An 18660-nucleotide genomic window follows, 5' to 3' on the forward strand; every position below is an offset into this window, starting at 1 on the left:
GCCAAACCGCGCGTGCGGATGGCATGAGGTTTTCCCGCCCACGGCAAGGAAAACGGTACGGGTGTTGCAGCACATGACTGCCACCCACCAGGAATACGGTCACGAGCCCCAAGGCTCGCGACCTATGACTTCGGCATGGAAGCGGCGCCAATAGCCCCCTTCCTGAACTGTCCCGAAGTCGTTATGCCCGGCGTGCGCCGGCTGTAGTGCGCTTCAGGACGGAACGGTGGGCACCCCAGGGTGCCCAAACAAACATAGAGAACGTGGAGACACCCATGCAAACCGACACAACTCGCGAGAACCCGCAGGCCAAGGCGCCGCAGGCTGCCGATGCCAATCTGGATCTGTCTGCCACCGCGCCAGGCCAACTGCGCGTGATCAAGCGTAACGGCACTGTCGTTCCTTATACCGATGACAAGATCACCGTCGCCATCACCAAAGCGTTTCTCGCAGTTGAGGGCGGCACCGCTGCCGCTTCGTCGCGAATCCACGACACCGTGGCCCGCCTGACCGAACAGGTCACCGCCACCTTCAAGCGTCGCATGCCTTCGGGCGGCACCATTCACATCGAAGAAATCCAGGACCAGGTAGAACTGGCCCTGATGCGCGCCGGCGAGCAGAAAGTCGCCCGCGACTACGTGATCTACCGTGACTCGCGCGCCAAGGAGCGCGCCACCCGCAGCCCGAGCGAGCAGCCGGTACAGGCTCACCCGTCGATCCGTATCACCCGCACCGACGGCAGCCTGGCACCGCTGGACATGGGCCGCATGAGCACCATCGTCAGCGAGGCCTGCGAAGGCCTGGAAGAGGTCGACGGCGACCTGATCCAGCGCGAAACCCTGAAGAACCTCTACGACGGCGTAGCGCTCAAAGACGTCAACACCGCCCTGGTGATGACCGCGCGCACCCTGGTGGAGCGTGAGCCGAACTACTCGTTCGTCACCGCCCGCCTGCTGATGGACACCCTGCGCGCCGAAGGCCTGAGCTTCCTGGAAGTGGCCGAGAGCGCCACCCACCACGAGATGGCCGAGCTGTACGCCAAGGCGCTGCCGGCCTATGTCGCCAAGGGCATCGAGTTCGAACTGCTGAACCCGGTACTGGCCGACTTCGACCTGGAAAAACTGGGCAAGGCGATCAACCACGAGCGCGACCAGCAGTTCACCTACCTGGGCCTGCAGACCCTGTACGACCGCTACTTCATCCACAAGGACGGCGTGCGCTTCGAACTGCCACAGATCTTCTTCATGCGCGTGGCCATGGGCCTGGCGATCGAAGAGAAGCAGAAAGAAGACCGTGCCATCGAGTTCTACAACCTGCTGTCGTCCTTCGACTACATGGCCTCGACCCCGACCCTGTTCAACGCCGGCACCCTGCGTCCACAGCTGTCGAGCTGCTACCTGACCACCGTGCCGGACGACCTGTCGGGCATCTACGGCGCCATCCACGACAACGCCATGCTGTCGAAATTCGCCGGCGGCCTGGGCAACGACTGGACTCCGGTCCGTGCACTGGGCTCGTACATCAAGGGTACCAACGGCAAATCCCAGGGCGTCGTGCCATTCCTGAAAGTGGTCAACGACACCGCCGTCGCCGTTAACCAGGGTGGCAAGCGCAAAGGCGCTGTGTGTGCCTACCTGGAAACCTGGCACATGGACATCGAAGAGTTCATCGAGCTGCGCAAGAACACCGGTGACGATCGTCGTCGTACCCACGACATGAACACCGCCAACTGGATCCCCGACCTGTTCATGAAGCGCGTCTTCGATGACGGCAAATGGACCCTGTTCTCGCCATCGGAAGTACCGGACCTGCACGACCTGACCGGCAAGGCCTTCGAGGAGCGCTACGAGTACTACGAAGCCCTGTGCGAATACGGCAAGATCAAGCTGTTCAAGACCATCCAGGCCAAAGACCTGTGGCGCAAGATGCTGTCGATGCTGTTCGAAACCGGCCACCCTTGGCTGACCTTCAAGGACCCGTGCAACCTGCGCAGCCCGCAGCAGCACGTGGGCGTGGTCCACAGCTCGAACCTGTGCACCGAGATCACCCTGAACACCAACGCCGACGAAATCGCCGTCTGCAACCTGGGCTCGATCAACCTGCCGAACCACATCGTCGACGGCAAGCTGGACGCCGCCAAGCTGCAACGCACCGTGAACACCGCGGTACGCATGCTCGACAACGTGATCGACATCAACTACTACTCGGTGCCGCAGGCGAAGAACTCCAACTTCAAGCACCGTCCGGTCGGCCTGGGGATCATGGGCTTCCAGGATGCGCTGTACCTGCAGCACATTCCTTACGGTTCCGACGCGGCCGTCGAGTTCGCCGACAAGTCCATGGAAGCGGTCAGCTACTACGCGATCCAGGCCTCCTGCGACCTGGCCGACGAGCGCGGCGCCTACGAGACCTTCCAGGGCTCGCTGTGGTCCAAGGGCATCCTGCCGCTGGATTCGCAACAGATCCTGATCGAAGCCCGTGGCCAGAAGTACATCGATGTCGACCTGAACGAAAGCCTGGACTGGGCTCCTGTGCGCGCCCGTGTCCAGAAAGGCATTCGCAACTCGAACATCATGGCCATCGCGCCGACCGCGACCATCGCCAACATCACCGGCGTATCGCAGTCGATCGAACCGACCTACCAGAACCTGTACGTGAAATCGAACCTGTCGGGCGAGTTCACCGTGATCAACCCGTACCTGGTTCGCGACCTCAAGGCTCGCGGCCTGTGGGACTCGGTGATGATCAACGACCTGAAGTACTACGACGGTTCCGTGCAACAGATCGAGCGCATCCCGCAAGAACTCAAAGAGCTCTACGCGACCGCGTTCGAAGTGGAAACCAAGTGGATCGTCGACGCGGCCAGCCGTCGCCAGAAGTGGATCGACCAGGCTCAGTCGCTGAACCTCTACATCGCCGGCGCTTCGGGCAAGAAGCTCGACGTGACCTACCGCATGGCTTGGTACCGTGGCCTGAAAACCACTTACTACCTCCGTGCCCTGGCCGCGACCAGCACCGAGAAGTCGACCATCAACACCGGCAAGCTGAACGCTGTTTCCAGCGGCGGCAACCACGGTGACGACTCGGTCCTGGCGGCTCCGGCCGGTCCCGCTCCAGTGCCGAAGGCGTGCGCCATCGACGAGCCGGATTGCGAAGCCTGCCAATAAGCGGCAACCGGTAAGCGCCACCAGACGCTGACCCGAACCCCCGCCAGGGCCTGCCCTGCCGGGGGTTTTCTTTTGCCTGGAGAACACCGGCGGCCGTTGCCGAACCTGTTCACGAACGCTCGCGGGCCAAGCCGCCCCCTGCTCTCAAACCCCGACTCACCGCCAGCCCCCGCCTTGCCGATTCGTGGCAAGCCCAGCGCCTGGCGGACAAATCCTACAGGCACAAAAAAGCCCCTGCGAAGAGGGGCTTTTTCAAACGCGATCAGGCGGCAATCATCAGGTCATCTGAATGATGGTCTGCATGATGGTGCTCTGGGTGGAAATGGTCTTGGCGTTCGCCTGGTAGTTACTCTGGGCCTTGATCAGGTCCACGAGTTCGTTGGTCAGGTTGACGTTCGACTCTTCCAGCGAGTTGGAGACGACCGAACCCAGGGTGCCGGTCTGAGGAGCATCGTAGCCCGGTACGCCCGACGCGTAGGTTTCTCTCCAGCTGGTGCCGCCTACCGGCTGCAGGCCTTGTTCGTTGGTGAAGCTGGCCAGGGAGATCTGCCCGATCGCCTTGTTCTGGCTGTTGCTGAAGTTGGCGAACAGGGTACCGGTACCGTCGATGGTCAGGTTGGTGATCTGGCCAGTGGCATAACCGTCCTGCACCGGCAGCGAACGCGCGGTGTCGGCGTTGAACTGGGTGGTGCTGGTCATGGAGATGGTCACGCCGGCAGGGTTGGCACTGGCGCCGTTGGCCGTCCACACCCCATTGGTCACGGTGCCAGGCACCCAGCCCGCCAGGGTCAGGTTGTTGCCCGGATTAGGCGTGGTGGCAGGTGGCGTGATGACCGAAACCAGCTTGCCGGCGGAGTCGAAGGTCATGGTCGAGGCGATGGGAGCCGTAGCGCCAGTAGTGGTCGGCGCGGAGCCGTCGAGGTTGCGACCGTCGACCAGGGTGTAGGTCTTCCAGGTGTTGGAGCCGGTTTTCACCATGTACTGGTCCAGCTTGTGCTCGTTGCCCTGGCTGTCGTAGATCGGCGTGCTGAACTGCTTGGTGTAGGTTTCCACCTTGGTCGGATCGAAGGCAAAACCTGTCGCGCTCTGGTCGATGACCGGCGCGGTGGAGTTCAGGTTGATGGTCGAGGACACCGAACCAGTGGCTTTCGGCGACAGGTTCGAAGTATCGATGCGCAGATCGGTCAGCACGCCGTTGACGATCTTGCCATTGGCATCGACCGCATAGCCTTGCAGGCGCGCGGTGCCATCGGTGTTGGTGATGTAGCCGTCCTTGTCGGTCTTGAAGGTACCGGCGCGGGTGTAGGTCAGCGAGCCGTTGTCGCTCAGCACGAAGAAGCCCGAGCCCTGGATACCCATGTCCAGCACGTTGCCGGTGTTGTTCACGTCGCCCTGGCCAAACTGCTGCGAAACGTTGGCCAGACGCACACCGTTACCCACGGTCTTGCTGCCGGTGCCCAGCTTGGTGGCCGAGTAGACGTCGGCGAATTCGGCACGGGACGATTTGAAGCCGGTGGTCGCCACGTTGGCGATGTTGTTGCCGGTTACGTCCAGTTGCTTGTTGGCAGCATAGAGACCGCTAAGGCCGATATTGAAAGACATGTTCCACTCCTTGTGCCGCGTTAATCGGCTCTAGATACCAATGGTTTGAACTTTGGAGAGCGCCACGGCGCTGCTCTGCCCTGCCAGGTTCAACATCAACTCACCGCCGGTCTGGCTGATAGTGACGCTGTTGACCGTCGCTGGCAGGTAGGTGACCAGGTCGGTCGCCTTGCCATCGATCGTTGTGCTGGCCTTGAAGGTGTAATTGCCCGGATCGGCCTTGGTGCCGTCGGTCTTGGTGCCATCCCAGACGAAGCTGGTGCTGCCAGCTTTCTGGCTACCCAGGTCGATCGTCTTGACCGCCTTGCCATCCTTGTCGGAGATGGTCACGGTGAGACCGCTGACGCTGGCAGGCACCTTCACCGAACCGGTCATGCTCTTGGTGGTATCGACCTGCGTGGTAGCCGCCTGCACGATCACCGAGCGCCCGACCAGGGAAGAAGCCTGCAAGGCTTGCGAAGACTTGTAGTTGCCCGCGATCGCCGTAACCGAGTCATTCAGCGTGGTAATGCCTTCCAGGCTGCTGAACTGCGCCAGCTGGGCGACGAACTCGCTGTTGTCCTGCGGGTCCAGCGGGTTCTGGTTCTTCAGCTGGGTCACCAGCAATTTGAGGAACGCGTCCTTGCCCAGGGCGTTCTTGCCCGTGCTGCTATTGGTAGCCGCTGCCAGGCCATCATTGCTGGTGGTCGGGGTTTTCTTCGAGGAGTTCGCCAGGATCTCCTTGAGCGTCAGGCCACTGGTGGTATCGGTAATACTCATCTGAGTCGCCTCTTATCACTGACCGAGGGTCAGGACCTTCTGCATCATGGTTTTGGCGGTGTTCATCATTTCTGCGTTGGTCTGGAACGAGCGGCTGGCGGAAATCATGTCGGCCATTTCCTCCACCACATTGACGTTGGGGTAGTAGACATACCCCTTGGCGTCGGCGGCCGGATGATTCGGCTCGTAACGCGCCTCGAGATTGCTCTGGTCCTCGACCACACCCAGCACCTGTACGCCCTGGCCTGCCGCGTCCTGGTTCTGGAACAGCGAGTCGCTGCCGCCGCTTTGCGCACCCTGGAACATGGTGGCGAACACCGGATGGCGAGCGCGGTAGGTCTGGTCGATGCTCGACGAGACGGTCTCGGCGTTGGCGATGTTACTGGCGACGGTGTTCAAGCGAGTGGTCTGGGCACTCATGCCACTACCGGCAATATTGAAAACACTGGCGAGGGACATGGATTACTCTCCGCGCAGGGCTGACACCAGCCCTTTGAATTTGCTGTTGAGCAGCGTGAAGCTGGCCTGGAAGTTCACCGAGTTCTCGGCGTAGTTCGACTGTTCCAGTTGGGCATCCACGGTGTTCTGGTCGATCGATGGTTGCATCGGCGTGCGGTACAACAACGACTCGTCGCCGCTGCTCAGGCCTTCGGCTTCGATATGACGGCTGTTGGTCATGTTCAAGGCGAAGGTGCCGTTCTTGGCTTTCTCGTTCTGCTCGGCGAGCACGGCGGAGAAGTCCAGGTCCCGAGCCTTGTAGTTCGGGGTGTCGGCGTTGGCGATGTTGTTGGCCAGCACCTCGGCACGCTTGGCGCGAAAGCCCAGCGCCTGTTCATGGATGCCGAGCGCTTTATCGAAGCTGATGCTCATGTCGGGAAACCTTCGACCAGATTTTTCGTAAGCAGGACATAGCAATCGTCATGCCAAGTGATCAAACCCTTGTAAATCGAGGCTTTGCGGGCAGCGGCAAAGCGGCAATGCCAGAAAAGCGGCAAGGCATTTCCGCGAAACGTCAGCAAAGCGGCAATGCCACGATTGCCGCTCCTTCCGTTGCGGCTAAATCGCAGGCATAAAAAAAGAGGCCCGAAGGCCTCTCTTCCAACACTCTTCACTTCGCCTGGTAAATGATTCCAGGGCTGCACTGCACCATCTGATAATGGTCCGGCAATCCGTTGAGCGCTTCGGACGCTCCGAGAAACAGGTAGCCGCCCGGCTTCAGGGTGCTGTGAATACGCATCAGGATGTCCTTCTTCACCTCGGCGGAGAAGTAGATCAGCACATTGCGGCAGAACACGACATCGAACTTGCCCAGGCTGGCATAGCTGTCCAGCAGGTTGAACGAACGGAACTCGACCCGGCTCTTGATCGGTGCCTTGACCACCCAGCGCCCCGGCCCCTTGGGATCGAAATAACGTTGCAGGCGGTCGGCCGACAAACCGCGGCCGATCGCCAGGCTGTCGTATTCCCCGGTCTTGCAGTTGTTCAGCATGGTTCCGGAGAGATCGGTGGCAACGATCTGCACCCCCATCTTCAATTGCCCGATGTTGGTTTTCTCGAACTCGTCGATCGACATGGACAACGAATAGGGCTCCTGCCCCGAAGAACAAGCTGCCGACCAGATGCGCAGACGCTGGTTGGGACTGGCCTTGATCGCCTCCGGCAACACCTTGTTCTTCAGGACCTCGAACGGATAGGTGTCGCGAAACCACAGGGTTTCGTTAGTCGTCATGGCATCGACCACCATCTCGCGCAAACCACTGCGCGGCTGGCTCTGGATGCGCTGAACCAACTCACCGAGGGACTTGATGCCTTGCTGTTCCATCAGTTTGTTGAGACGGCTCGACACCAGATATTGCTTGTTCTCGCCCAGCAAGATCCCACAGGCTTTTTCCAGGAATACCCGGAACTGTTCGAAATCCAAATTACCCGTAGACAAAGATGCCGCCTCTTAAATCGTGTGACCGCCAGGGACCGGTGTCCCTAGCTGTTATCTGCTGCTTTGATCCGGTCGACAACCCGGGATGCCAGGTCATCAGGACGAAACTTGGCAAGGAAGTCATCGGCACCGACCTTCTTCACCATCGCCTGATTGAATACGCCTGACAACGAAGTATGCAGGATGATGTGCAGCTTTTGCATGCGTGGATCGTTGCGTATTTCAGCGGTGAGGGTGTAGCCATCCATCTCCGGCATCTCGATGTCGGAGATCATCATCAGAAACTCTTCTTCAGGTTTCTTGCCCTCGTCGACCAGCTTGCGCAGGTAATCCAGCGCCTGCCGGCCGTCATTCAAGGCCACCACTTCGACCCCTACGGTCTGCAGGCAACGCGTGACCTGCTTGCGCGCCACCGACGAGTCGTCGACCGTCAGCACCCGCAGCGAAACGGCCTTGTGCTGGGTCTCGACGTCCACTACGCCGACCGAAATGGTTTCGGGAGTGGGGGCGACTTCAGCCAATACCTTTTCGACGTCGATGATTTCCACCAACTGATTGTCGACCCGCGTCACCGCCGTCAGGTAGTGATCGCGCCCCGTCCCCTTGGGTGGCGGATGGATCTCCTCCCAGTTCATGTTGACGATGCGCTCGACCGACCTCACCAGGAATCCCTGGGTCTTGGTGTTGTACTCAGTGATGATGACAAAGGGGTTGCTCTGATCCTGCAACCCACCCGAACCGGTGGCCATTGCCAGGTCCAGAATCGGGATGGTCGCCCCCCGAATATTCGCGACACCGCACACCACAGGACTGGATTTGGGCATCAGGGTCAGTTTGGGGCATTGCAGCACCTCCCGAACCTTGAACACGTTGATCCCATAGAGCTGCTCCCCATCGAGGCGAAACAACAACAGCTCCAGGCGATTCTGCCCTACCAGTTGCGTGCGCTGGTTCACCGAATCCATTACACCAGCCATGTCCCAGACTCCCCAAAGCTCAAGATCCGACGCGCGCTCATTGCTAAACGGCACGGCGCTTGCTTTTTAACTGTTATGAACGCCAAAACGACATTTTCCCGACGCCTGACATCAAACTACCGCAAATTGCTGTGCGGGCTATCGGCTCTGTTTTTTTTAAACCCTGGCCATCCTGCCGTTGCTGACTCGGTAACCCTGCCTGATCTACTTATCGGCGTCACTCAAGGGTTTCTTGAATTCACCGTAGAAGACTATCTCGCTACCAGTCAAACCCCGGGACGCTACGAGATTCAGGTCAATCAACTCGATCCGCGGATGCGCATGCCGCACTGCGACAAGGAATTGACAGCGAGCCTGGAAAGCCCGGCGCAGCCGCTGGGACGAGTGACCGTTCGCGTACGCTGCGAGGGCGCTTCGCCCTGGACCGTGTTCGTTCCCGCCCAGGTCAAGCTGTTCCGCGAAGTCGTCACCACGACCCGCCCACTCAAGAGGGCCGGCATCATCAGCGCGGAAGACGTGATGCTGCGCGAGCGCGATATCGGCCAGATCAATCAGGGCTACCTGACCTCAGTCGATCAGGCCATCGGCCAGCGGCTTGTCCGACCAATGGTCGCGGACCAACTGGTTACCCTGGTTCATCTGGAGCAAGCGGAAGTCGTGCGCAAAGGCGATCAGGTGGTGATCTCCGCGCGCAGTGGCACGCTGAACGTCAAAATGCCGGGAGAAGCCTTGTCCAATGGCGGCATGAGCGAACAGATACGGGTCAAGAACCTCAACTCACAACGGATCATCAAGGCGCGCATCACCGCTCCAGGACAGGTGGAAGTAGCCATGTAGACGACTGGCGCAGCGCACGGTTGCCCCCTAAACTGTGGCCCAGACAGGGCAACAGCGGTGCGTGCGGGCTTATCGATATTTGAGTCTAAAGTTTTCCGGGGTATTGCCGAAAACCAGTCATGCGTCCAAATACCCAGAGGTTTTCACCATGGTCATCGATTTCAGCCGTTTGAACAGCTCTCCCTCACTCACCGGTAGCACGCGCACCAGCGCCAGCAAGGAAACCGGCGACGCCGAAAAATCCGCGCCGCTGAACGCACCGGCCGAACAGGCCAGCAGCGGGGAGTCGGTACACCTCAGCAATGAGGCTCAACAGTTGCAGAAGATCACTGACAAGCTGCGCGATCAGCCTGCCGTCGACAACGCCCGCGTGGCCGAGTTGAAGCAAGCGATTGCCGATGGCAGCTATAAAGTCGACAGCAACCGTGTAGCCAGCAAACTGCTCAACTTCGAAGCCCAGCGCTAGCCCAAAAGGCCTGCGCCAGCTTTTTGGACGCTAAAACCCAAGGCCGTACATGCACGACATCAATTTGCTGCAACTGATCACTGATGACTTTGCTCCAGCTCAACAACTGCTGGAATTGCTGCGCACCGAATCTCTCGCCCTGCACGGTCGCGACATGCCGTTGCTGGAAGACATTCTTGCGCAGAAGCAAGCCTTGATCATTCTGCTTGAGCAGCATGGCCGCAAACGCAGTGAAATCCTCGCCAGCCTGAATCTTCCTGTCAGCCGGGCCGGCCTGGAACAATTGGCCAGCCACTCCTCGATTGGCGACGAGCTACTGGCCCAAAGCGACGTCCTGACGCAGATGCTCGCTGATTGCCAGGCCGCGAACGAACTCAATGGCCGTTCGATCCAGGTCCAACAGGCCACTACCGCCAATCAGTTGAAAATCCTGACGGGTGGCGAGCCTCCAGCCCTCTACGATGCCCGCGGCTCGACCGCCAAGCTCGCGAAACCGCGCCCGCTCAGCCAGGCTTGAGCCCCAAGATGAGCGCGCCCTATCAAGTCGCGGAACATGATGGCAGAATGCCAGATCTTGCGCGTAGCCATATTTTGTCTGGAGATTGATGAACCGTGTTCAATGCCGCAAACGCAGAAGATGCGCCGCAGCCCCCCAAGGTGCTCACCACTCCCCTGGAAATCACCTCCACGCTGCGCCTGCTGCAAGACAGCCATGATCCACTGATCATCACTTTCCACGAACGCAGCCAGCGCTTCCAAAGCTATCTGGTCGAAAGCGATCGCGAAACCAACATGATTGCCCTGGATGAAATGATTCCCCGCGATGGCGAACGCTTCATGCTCGCCGGCGAACCATTTCGCGTCGAAGGTTTCCATGAGGGCGTACGCATCGCCTGGGAAAGCAACGGAACCCTGACCATCGACGAATCCAATGGCGGGCGCTGCTACCGCGGCACACTGCCGAACGAAGTGATCTATCACCAGCGGCGCAATGCCTTTCGTGCAGCCCTGAAGCTGGCCCAACTGGTCGATATCGAACTGGGCGGTGAAAAACTCAAGGCGCCCATCACCGGTAAACTGCTGGACATCTCCGCCACCGGCTGCAAGCTGCGTTTCGATGGCGATATCTCCAGCCGCCTGCAACTGGGCCAGGTCTACGAACGTTTTATCGCCGCCCTGCCCTTCGGCAGCATGACTGCGCCAGTAGAGCTGCGTTACCTGCACCATGAAGAGAAGATCGACACCACCTTCGCCGGCGTGCGCTTTCACAACATGAGCGGCCTGGTCCAACGCCAGGTCGAACGTTTTGTCTATCAGTTGCAGCGCGAGGCCCGACGCTTCGACAAAGACGACCTGTAACATTCGCAGGCTGAAAAAAACGGGCAGTCCCTTGCGGCGACTGCCCGTTTTCTGTTTCTAGGGCCTGGCCCCGCCAAGCTGATCCGGCTCATCCGGCCTGTCTGGCGCTTCGACCTCATCCTCCACTGCCGATGCAGCCGGAGCCTCGGCTTCCGGTGCACCGCCCTGCTGCATCTGATCCTGCACCACTTGCTCGTCGACCCGTGGGTCGAGTGCCGCCACCAGCGGCGAACTGGCCATGCTGTCGGGCATCGCCACGTGATGCAGCGGCGCGTCGTCGACCTGATGCAAATTGGTCACGGCTTTCGGCCGGATGCGCCAGACCAGTACCAGGGCGAAGAAGCTGAAGAAGGCATACAGCATCTGACTGCCGAACAACTTCATCAGTACCCCTGCAACCAGCGGTCCGATACTCGCACCGACGCCATAGGTCACCAGCAGCATGGCCGTCAGGGAGACCCGCCGATCGCTTTCGACATGGTCGTTGGAAAACGCTACCGCCAGCGGATAGAGACAGAACTGCACCAGTGAACACAGGAACCCCAGGACGAACAGCACCTCCAGCGGCACCTGCGGCAGAATCGCCAACGGCAGGGCCGTCACCGCCAGGAAGCAGGCGAAGCAGCGAATCAGCAGCGCCCGGTCGTAACGATCGGACAGCCAGCCCAACGGCCACTGCACCACCAGTCCGGCAAAAATGCAGCTACCCATGAACAGACCGACCTGCTCGGTACTGAGCCCCTGCTGGGACGCGTAGAGTGGCGCCAGGCCATAGAACGAACCGACGATCAAGCCCGCGCCAAGCACCGTACTCAACGACTGCGGCACCCGCTTGATGAAGAAGCGTGGCTCCATGGGGGCCGGACGCAAGGGCGCCGGGTGAATGCGCCGGGTCATCGCCACCGGCACCAGGCACAGGGCGAAACACAGGGCCACCAGCATCAGCAACTCAGGCCCGAGCGCCGGATGCATGACCAGGATCAGTTGCCCCAGGACCAGCCCCAGGTACGAAGCGATCATGTACCCGCTGAAGACCAACCCACGCTGCTTGGCATCCGCCTGCTCGTTGAGCCAGCTTTCGATGACCATGTACTGGCACATCATGCCCAGGCCGACCACCGTCCGCAGCACCAGCCAGGCCGGCAGCCAGTCCACCAGGCCGTGCCCCAGGACCGCCGCGCCGACGATACCGGCGCAGGTAGCGTAGGCCCGGATATGCCCGACCCGGGCAATCAGGCGATGGCCGATTTTCCCGCCCAGCACCAGGCCGAAATAGTTGGCCGCCATCAAGGCGCCCACCCATAACCCGTCGATATGGTCGGCGGCCAGGCGCAACGCCAGATAGGTACTGAGCAAGCCCGAGCCGATCAACATCATCAGCGAGGCGAAATAAAGCGCTCGAAAGGATTTCCAGATTTGGCGCATCGGCGTTCCGAGCGGCTCCTTGAGTTGAGTGTCGGGCCACCCGAAGATAACCCGACCGCGATGTTTGCGTTAAGCCTGGGCCGCTAAAACACGCCGCTCCCAAGGCGTTATTTCATCAAGGAAGCTGGTCAGTTCCATGGTCTTCGAAGCGATGTAGCCCTCGACGAACTCGGTGCCGAACAACTCCCTGGCCAACTGGCTACGTTTCAGACGCTCGAGGGCCGCATGCAAGGTACAAGGCAGCGATAAACTGTCCGGCACGACAAACTCCCCTTGAATCGCCGGGGTCGGCTCCAGCTCGTTTTCAATGCCATGCAACCCCGCCGCGAGGCTGGCGGCGATTGCCAGATAAGGGTTGGCATCGGCCCCCGGCAAACGGTTCTCGACCCGCCGCGCCACCGGTGAACTGGCCGGAATACGCAAACCGGCCGCCCGGTTGTCGTGGGACCAGCAGGCGTTGTTCGGCGAGGCGTATGGATGGCACAGACGCTGGTAGGAGTTGACGTTCGGCGCAAACAGCGCAGCGAAGTCCGCCAGCCCCGCCTGCAGCCCACCGATGAAATGACGGAACACCGCGGTCGGCTCGCCCGCCTCGTCACTGAAGACGTTCCGTCCGGTGGCCGACTCGACCAGGCTCTGGTGAATATGCATCGAACTGCCCGGCGTGTGCGCCAGCGGCTTGGCCATGCAGACCACGGTCACGCCATGTTTTAGCGCCACTTCCTTGAGCAGGTGCTTGAACAGGAATGTCTGGTCGGCCAGCAACAGCGGATCGCCGTGCAGCAGGTTGATCTCGAACTGGCTGACGCCCATTTCATGCATGAAGGTATCGCGCGGCAGGCCCAGCGCGGCCATGCAGGCATAGACCTCACTGAAGAACGGCCGCAGACCGTTGTTGGAGCTCACGCTGAACGCCGAATGCCCGTCTTCGCGACGACCGTCCAGGCCCACGGGCGGCTGGAAAGGCTGGGTCGGATCGGTATTGGGAGCGAACACGAAAAACTCCAGCTCGGTCGCCACCACTGGCGCCAGCCCACGAGCGGCATAGCGCTCGATGACCTGCTTGAGCTGGCCCCGAGTCGACAGACGCGAGCTTTCTCCGCTCAATTCGTCCGCATCGCAAATCGCCAGCGCACGTGGCTGCGAGCTCCAGGGCAGGCGATGAATCTGTTGCGGGTCGGCATTGAGCGCCAGGTCGCCGTCGTCGCTGCCGTAAAAACGCGCGGGTGGGTATCCGCCCATGATGCATTGCAGCAAAACCCCACGGGCCATCTGCAAACGCCGCCCTTCAAGGAAACCCTCGGCGGTCATTACCTTGCCCCGTGGCACGCCATTGAGGTCCGGCGTGACACATTCAATCTCGTCAATGCCCGTCAATCGCTGTGCGAGTGAACTGCGGCCATCGGTTGTCATGACTCAATCCTTGTTGTTGTACGAGCCGAGAACGGCGACCCGTACAAAATAGGCTCCGGCTGTTCGGAATATCAAGCACGGCCGCTCGAAATACCCTGATAAACGAACATCGCCCGCCCCTTTTGCCGGCTGGCACTTGTCATAAAACACAAGCCAGCTTGTCGAGCCGATGATTTATCGTGCGAGCACCCTCGCCCTATGATTTTTCCGCCCCTCGCCAGCCTCTCGGCCGAGTGCGCAAAAACACCATAACAATGGAGCGCGAGTGATGCCCAACGATTTTCCCCAGCCCCTGGATGCCGCTCTGGTACCACGCTTCGCCGGTATTCCGAGCTTCATGCGCCTGCCGGTTTTCGATGACCCGAGCCAAGTGCAAATTGCTCTGGTCGGGGTCCCATGGGACGGTGGCACCACCAATCGCGCCGGCGCCCGGCACGGTCCGCGAGAAGTACGCAACCTGTCCAGCCTGATGCGCAAGGTGCACCACGTCAGCCGTATCGCCCCCTATGACCTGGTGCGCATCGGCGATCTGGGCGATGCCCCCGTCAACCCTGTCGACCTGCTGGATTCGCTGGCCCGCATAGAAGGTTTTTTCCACGACTTGCACGCGGCGGGCGCCGTCCCCCTGGCCGTGGGTGGCGATCACTTGGTGACCCTGCCGATCTTTCGCGCCCTGGCCCGCCAACGCCCGATCGGCATGGTGCACTTCGACGCCCATTCCGACACCAACGACCGCTATTTCGGCAACAACCCCTACACCCACGGCACGCCCTTTCGCCGCGCCGTGGAAGAAGGCCTGCTGGACCCGCGACGCACGGTACAGATCGGCATTCGCGGTTCGATCTATTCGGCCGATGACGAGGCCTTCGCCACCGAGACCGGCATTCGCGTGATTCATATGGAGGAGTTCGCCGAGCTCGGCGTGGCCGCCACCCTGGCCGAGGTGCGGCGAGTGGTCGGCGACGGGCCAACCTATGTCAGCTTCGATGTCGACGTGCTCGATCCTGCCTTCGCCCCCGGCACCGGCACCCCGGAAATCGGCGGCATGACCACCCTCGAGGCTCAACAGCTGATCCGTGGTTTGCGCGGCTTGAATCTGATCGGCGCCGATGTGGTGGAAGTGTCGCCTCCCTTCGATGCAGGGGGCGCCACGGCGCTGGTGGGAGCGACCATGATGTTCGAGCTGATGTGCCTGCTGGCCGAGGCCATCACCTGCCGCCGCTGACCCGGCTGCGCCAGCGGTGTAGGCTTGCCTCATCCCCTGGGTGCGCCTGATGGAGGCCAATGTGCTGGGCAGCCTTTCCGATATCGACCTGCGCATGCTGCGAGTGTTTTGCACCATAGTCGAAGCCGGCGGCTTCACCGCGGCCCAGGCCCGGCTCAACACTAGCCTGTCACGCCTGAGCGTGGTGGTGCGCGACCTAGAGGAGCGCCTGGGCTGCTCGCTGTGTCGGCGCGGCAGCAGCGGCTTTCAACTGAGCGAGGAAGGCCTGGAATTGTTCGACGCGGCGCAGTTGCTGTTTCGGGATATCGAGCGCTTTCGTCATCAGGCCAACCAGCTCGGCGGACTGGCTCGCGAACAGCTGCAGATCGGCAATGTCGACAGCATGCTCAGCCTGCCCTGCGCGCCGTTGCCCCTGGCCATCAGCCTGTTCCGCCAGCGCCTGCCGGAGGTCCGCCTGGGCCTGCACATATTGCGCCCCGACGAACTTGAACAAGCTGTGCTAGACGAGCGCTTGCACCTGGCGCTCGGCGCCTTCCACCACCAACTCTCCGGGTTGCATTACCAGCCACTGTTCGACGAGGAACAAAACCTCTACTGCGGTGCCCGGCACCCGCTGTATCGACGCGCCGACACCGACCTGACACTGGAGGAAATCTGCAGCACCCCCTACGTTGGTCGAGGCTACATGGCAGAAAACCAACGCCCCCATGGCCTGGATTTCCTGCAAAGCGCCACCGTCTACACCATGGAAGCGATTGCCACTCTGGTGCTTTCCAACAGCTACCTGGGGTACCTGCCCAGCCATTACGCCGCCAGCTGGGTGGGCAAGGGCCAAATGCGCGCCCTGTTACCGCAGCGCCTGGCCTATCACTCGACCTTTCATTGCATCACTCGCCAGGGCCAGGAACCCAAGGCGGCCCTGGCCTGCTTTCTGCTGGCTCTGGAACAAGCGCAGCAGCAACTGGCTCAAGGCAGATAGAGGCTGAATACGCCGCCGCCCAAGGGGCCACCGTTGCTGATTTGGGTACGCCCGCACACACCGTTGCGCTGATGCAGCGCGGCAATGCGGCCGGCGAAATACAGGCCCAGGCCAGTACTGCCGCTGCTGTGATTGATCCCTTGCACATAATCGACCTGGTTATCGATCATCTGCTGCGGATAACCCTCGCCATCGTCATTGATGGTCAGCACCGTCTGCCCAGCCTCGTCGTGCACGCTGATCAGCACCGCATAGCGTGCATAGCGAATGGCGTTGTTGATGCAGTTAGCCAGCACCGAGGCAATCAGTTCCCGGTCGAAGAACCCCAGGGGAGTCAAAGGATCGACCTCATAAGTCGCAGCAATGCCGCGGCTGATGAATACGTCCTGGTGACTGACCAGTTGCGCTTCGATGAAATCATCCAGCTCGTGATAGCCCGGCTGCACGGGCAATTGATTGACACCCAGCTTGTAGAGCCCCAGCAACTGCACCAGCATGCCGTTGAGGTGGGCAAACTCGAACTCCATCACCCCCTGCTCGGGCGTACGCTGCTGTTCCGGCGGCAATGCCGCCAGCCATTGGGCATGTGCCTGCATGAGCAGGGTCAGGGAGTTTTTCATGTCGTGCACGGTGGAGGCGATCACCGTGGAGAAATCCAGAGCCTGTTCGTGAGTATTCATTCGCCAAACGCCTTGCTTCGCAGCTTCTGATAACGCGGATAACGCGCGTCGGTATCGGGCATCAGGCCAACCATTTTCAGACAGGTCTGGCACTCTTCCAGCAGCGCCGCATCCTGAGTGATATCGGTGCCGTGCAATAACGATTGCGCCATGTTCAGGGCAATACTGATGTTCTTCGGTTGCATGGCCAGGGCCCGACGGAACAGGTCCCGGGCTTCGCCTAGCGCCCCGGCCTTGTAACTGCGCACGCCTTGACGGTTCATGTCGGCCGCGGCGCTGGCAGAGTTGAGAATCGCCGGATCATCGGTCAGTTTGGCGATGCCCTCCATGACCTTGGGATCGTCGCCGTAGATTTCCGCGCAGTTTTTCAGCATCGATGCGCCGGCATCGGCCTGCCCCAGCATCTGCAGTTGCTTTGCCACCAGCAGCGCCGCTTCCGGACTCATGAACTGCTCCATCCCATCCAGTCGCAGCATCGCCTGCTCGGTGAGTTTTTCCGCCGTTTCAGCGTCATTGAGCAACAAGCTGGTGGCCTTCATCAGCCGGGCACGAATCTGCAAGCCCGGATCACTGGGGTTGTCCTTGGCCACCGCGCTGAGCGTGCTGTTGATCTCCAGGCGCGTGCGGGTGTCCAGCCCCTTTTCGCTGCCCTTGCTGATCAGCGCATGCGCCAGCCCAAGATTGCTTTCGGGGTCCTTGAAACGCGATTGCGCACCTTGCGATACCGCCTGGCGATACGCCTTGGATGCCGTATCGAAATCTTCATTGGTCATCGCCAGCTTGCCCAACAGCGCTTGGCGACGCACGGCCAGCGGCGACAGACGCACCGCCTCCTCCAGCACGCTCTGGGCCCGCCTGAAGTCGCCTTCGGCAAGCAGTACCTCGGCCAGGCCGTCGTAGAGGGCCGGCATCATCGGAAAAGCCTTCAAGGCCTTTTCGTAGATCGCCTTGGCCTGAGTCACCTGGGCGCGCTTGAACAACAGGCGTCCCAGGCCGACATAGGCCCAGGGCAATGGCCGATCCGCCAGAATGCTCTCGTACAGCCGCTCCAGCGCTTCGTTCTGGTTCATGTCACGCAAGGCATCGGCGCGGTAGCGCAGACACAGCGGTGCATAACGCGGATCCTGCTTGCACAGGGCGATGCAGGCGTTCAACACCTCGAGCGGCTTGCCGCGGTCAAGCGCCTGGAGAATCGGCTTGAGCAAGGATTTGCGCTGCTGCAGTCGCTCCAGCCGCTGAGCGAGGCTGGAACGGTTGAAAGGCTTGGTCAGATAGGCGTCCGGCTCGTGTTCGAGGGCGCTGAGCACCATCGACTGGCTGGTCTCGGCGGTGACCATGAGAAAGACGCTTTCATGGCTGATCAGCTTGTCGGTCATCAGGTCTTCGAGTACCTGCTGCCCATTCTTCTTGCCGTCGCCCAGGTGGTAATCCTGCAGGATGAAGTCATAGCGCTTTTGCGCACACATGCGCAGCGCCTGCTCACCCGTATCGGCAGTGTCTACATCCTTGACGCCCAATTCGCGCAACATGGACCGGACAGAACTGCGGAAGTCGGAGAAATCATCGACGATCAAAAAGCTCTTTTGGTGGTACGCCAGCATCGAGGATTCCAGACCCGTAAAAAAGATGATGTCCGCGGCGATAGCATTCAGGACTGCCGCCAGACAACGATTATGGCCATAAGCTACTAGCGCATTCCAATCAACCCATATGGCGCTCCCGGCTCGTGCCCGGCACGAAACACTGGAGCCTCGCCATTTGACCTACAGCAATGTCCGTAGGAGTTATCGGCCGATTCTGGCGTTCCCTTATAGATAGTTGCTAAAAGCATTGAA

The 18660-nt window shown here is 60.6% G+C and carries 18 protein-coding genes; 8 read left to right on the top strand and 10 right to left on the bottom strand.

Annotated elements, in window-relative coordinates; all coding sequences use genetic code 11:
- Positions 1–275: 275 nt before the first annotated feature.
- The gene (locus tag TO66_RS23380; RefSeq protein ID WP_044464493.1) at positions 276–3167 is read left to right on the top strand and encodes a ribonucleoside-diphosphate reductase subunit alpha; all 2892 of its coding nucleotides are present in this window, start codon (positions 276–278) and stop codon (positions 3165–3167) included.
- A gap of 276 nt (positions 3168–3443) precedes the next feature.
- On the opposite strand, the gene flgE is transcribed toward TO66_RS23380, so the two are convergent.
- The 4 genes from flgE to flgB are packed head-to-tail and all read right to left on the bottom strand — an operon-like array spanning position 3444 to position 6398.
- Positions 3444–4769 carry a flagellar hook protein FlgE gene (gene flgE, locus TO66_RS23385; RefSeq protein WP_044464494.1) on the bottom strand — a complete coding sequence of 442 codons (1326 nt, stop codon included), beginning with the start codon at positions 4767–4769 and terminating at the stop codon, positions 3444–3446.
- A gap of 30 nt (positions 4770–4799) precedes the next feature.
- Positions 4800–5528, bottom strand: a complete 729-nt coding sequence (flgD, locus tag TO66_RS23390; RefSeq protein ID WP_044464495.1) for a flagellar hook assembly protein FlgD — start codon at positions 5526–5528, stop codon at positions 4800–4802.
- Between the two features lie 15 nt (positions 5529–5543).
- Complete coding sequence (flgC, locus tag TO66_RS23395) at positions 5544–5987, bottom strand: flagellar basal body rod protein FlgC (RefSeq protein ID WP_044464496.1); 444 nt, start codon at positions 5985–5987, stop codon at positions 5544–5546.
- Between the two features lie 3 nt (positions 5988–5990).
- The gene (flgB, locus tag TO66_RS23400) at positions 5991–6398 is read right to left on the bottom strand and encodes a flagellar basal body rod protein FlgB (RefSeq protein WP_044464497.1); all 408 of its coding nucleotides are present in this window, start codon (positions 6396–6398) and stop codon (positions 5991–5993) included.
- Between the two features lie 50 nt (positions 6399–6448).
- On the opposite strand from flgB, the gene TO66_RS33720 reads away from it, so the two are divergent.
- Positions 6449–6601 carry a hypothetical protein gene (locus tag TO66_RS33720; RefSeq protein ID WP_177330418.1) on the top strand — a complete coding sequence of 51 codons (153 nt, stop codon included), beginning with the start codon at positions 6449–6451 and terminating at the stop codon, positions 6599–6601.
- Positions 6602–6636: 35 nt separating this feature from the next.
- Here TO66_RS33720 and cheR read toward each other — a convergent pair whose 3' ends face one another.
- Together cheR and TO66_RS23410 are read right to left on the bottom strand one after the other, a co-directional pair.
- Positions 6637–7464, bottom strand: a complete 828-nt coding sequence (gene cheR, locus TO66_RS23405; protein ID WP_044464498.1) for a protein-glutamate O-methyltransferase CheR — start codon at positions 7462–7464, stop codon at positions 6637–6639.
- A 44-nt stretch (positions 7465–7508) separates the two neighbouring features.
- Positions 7509–8441 carry a chemotaxis protein CheV gene (locus tag TO66_RS23410; protein ID WP_044464499.1) on the bottom strand — a complete coding sequence of 311 codons (933 nt, stop codon included), beginning with the start codon at positions 8439–8441 and terminating at the stop codon, positions 7509–7511.
- A 75-nt stretch (positions 8442–8516) separates the two neighbouring features.
- Between TO66_RS23410 and flgA the strand changes: the two genes are divergently transcribed.
- The 4 genes from flgA to TO66_RS23430 all read left to right on the top strand — a co-directional run bounded on the left by flgA (position 8517) and on the right by TO66_RS23430 (position 11103).
- Positions 8517–9278, top strand: coding sequence for a flagellar basal body P-ring formation chaperone FlgA (gene flgA / locus TO66_RS23415; RefSeq protein ID WP_044464500.1), 762 nt, complete (start codon positions 8517–8519; stop codon positions 9276–9278).
- Between the two features lie 148 nt (positions 9279–9426).
- Entirely contained in the window at positions 9427–9744 is a 318-nt protein-coding gene (gene flgM / locus TO66_RS23420; RefSeq protein ID WP_044464501.1) for a flagellar biosynthesis anti-sigma factor FlgM, read from the top strand.
- A gap of 49 nt (positions 9745–9793) precedes the next feature.
- Positions 9794–10261, top strand: coding sequence for a flagella synthesis protein FlgN (locus tag TO66_RS23425; RefSeq protein WP_044464502.1), 468 nt, complete (start codon positions 9794–9796; stop codon positions 10259–10261).
- Between the two features lie 95 nt (positions 10262–10356).
- Positions 10357–11103: a flagellar brake protein gene (locus TO66_RS23430; protein ID WP_044464503.1), complete on the top strand. Its 747-nt coding sequence runs from the start codon at positions 10357–10359 to the stop codon at positions 11101–11103.
- 57 nt (positions 11104–11160) lie between these two features.
- On the opposite strand, the gene TO66_RS23435 is transcribed toward TO66_RS23430, so the two are convergent.
- Together TO66_RS23435 and TO66_RS23440 are read right to left on the bottom strand one after the other, a co-directional pair.
- Complete coding sequence (locus TO66_RS23435) at positions 11161–12528, bottom strand: MFS transporter (RefSeq protein ID WP_044464504.1); 1368 nt, start codon at positions 12526–12528, stop codon at positions 11161–11163.
- A 69-nt stretch (positions 12529–12597) separates the two neighbouring features.
- Positions 12598–13839 carry a glutamine synthetase family protein gene (locus tag TO66_RS23440; protein ID WP_171820107.1) on the bottom strand — a complete coding sequence of 414 codons (1242 nt, stop codon included), beginning with the start codon at positions 13837–13839 and terminating at the stop codon, positions 12598–12600.
- Between the two features lie 370 nt (positions 13840–14209).
- Here TO66_RS23440 and speB point away from each other — a divergent pair, with 370 nt between their 5' ends.
- Both speB and TO66_RS23450 read left to right on the top strand, forming a co-directional pair.
- The gene (speB, locus tag TO66_RS23445; protein ID WP_044464506.1) at positions 14210–15166 is read left to right on the top strand and encodes an agmatinase; all 957 of its coding nucleotides are present in this window, start codon (positions 14210–14212) and stop codon (positions 15164–15166) included.
- Between the two features lie 49 nt (positions 15167–15215).
- A complete protein-coding gene (locus TO66_RS23450; protein WP_227698265.1) occupies positions 15216–16145 on the top strand; it encodes a LysR family transcriptional regulator in 930 nt (309 codons plus the stop codon).
- Here the strand turns inward: TO66_RS23450 and TO66_RS23455 are convergent.
- Positions 16133–16825 carry a sensor histidine kinase KdpD gene (locus TO66_RS23455; protein WP_044464508.1) on the bottom strand — a complete coding sequence of 231 codons (693 nt, stop codon included), beginning with the start codon at positions 16823–16825 and terminating at the stop codon, positions 16133–16135. The genes TO66_RS23450 and TO66_RS23455 overlap by 13 nt on opposite strands.
- On the bottom strand, positions 16822–18426 hold the full coding sequence (locus tag TO66_RS23460) for a tetratricopeptide repeat-containing response regulator (RefSeq protein WP_044464509.1): 1605 nt from the start codon (positions 18424–18426) through the stop codon (positions 16822–16824). Before TO66_RS23460 ends, TO66_RS23455 begins: the two co-directional genes overlap by 4 nt.
- Positions 18427–18660: the final 234 nt, after the last annotated feature.

Origin of the sequence: Pseudomonas sp. MRSN 12121 (genome assembly GCF_000931465.1) — a bacterium.
Lineage (GTDB): Bacteria > Pseudomonadota > Gammaproteobacteria > Pseudomonadales > Pseudomonadaceae > Aquipseudomonas.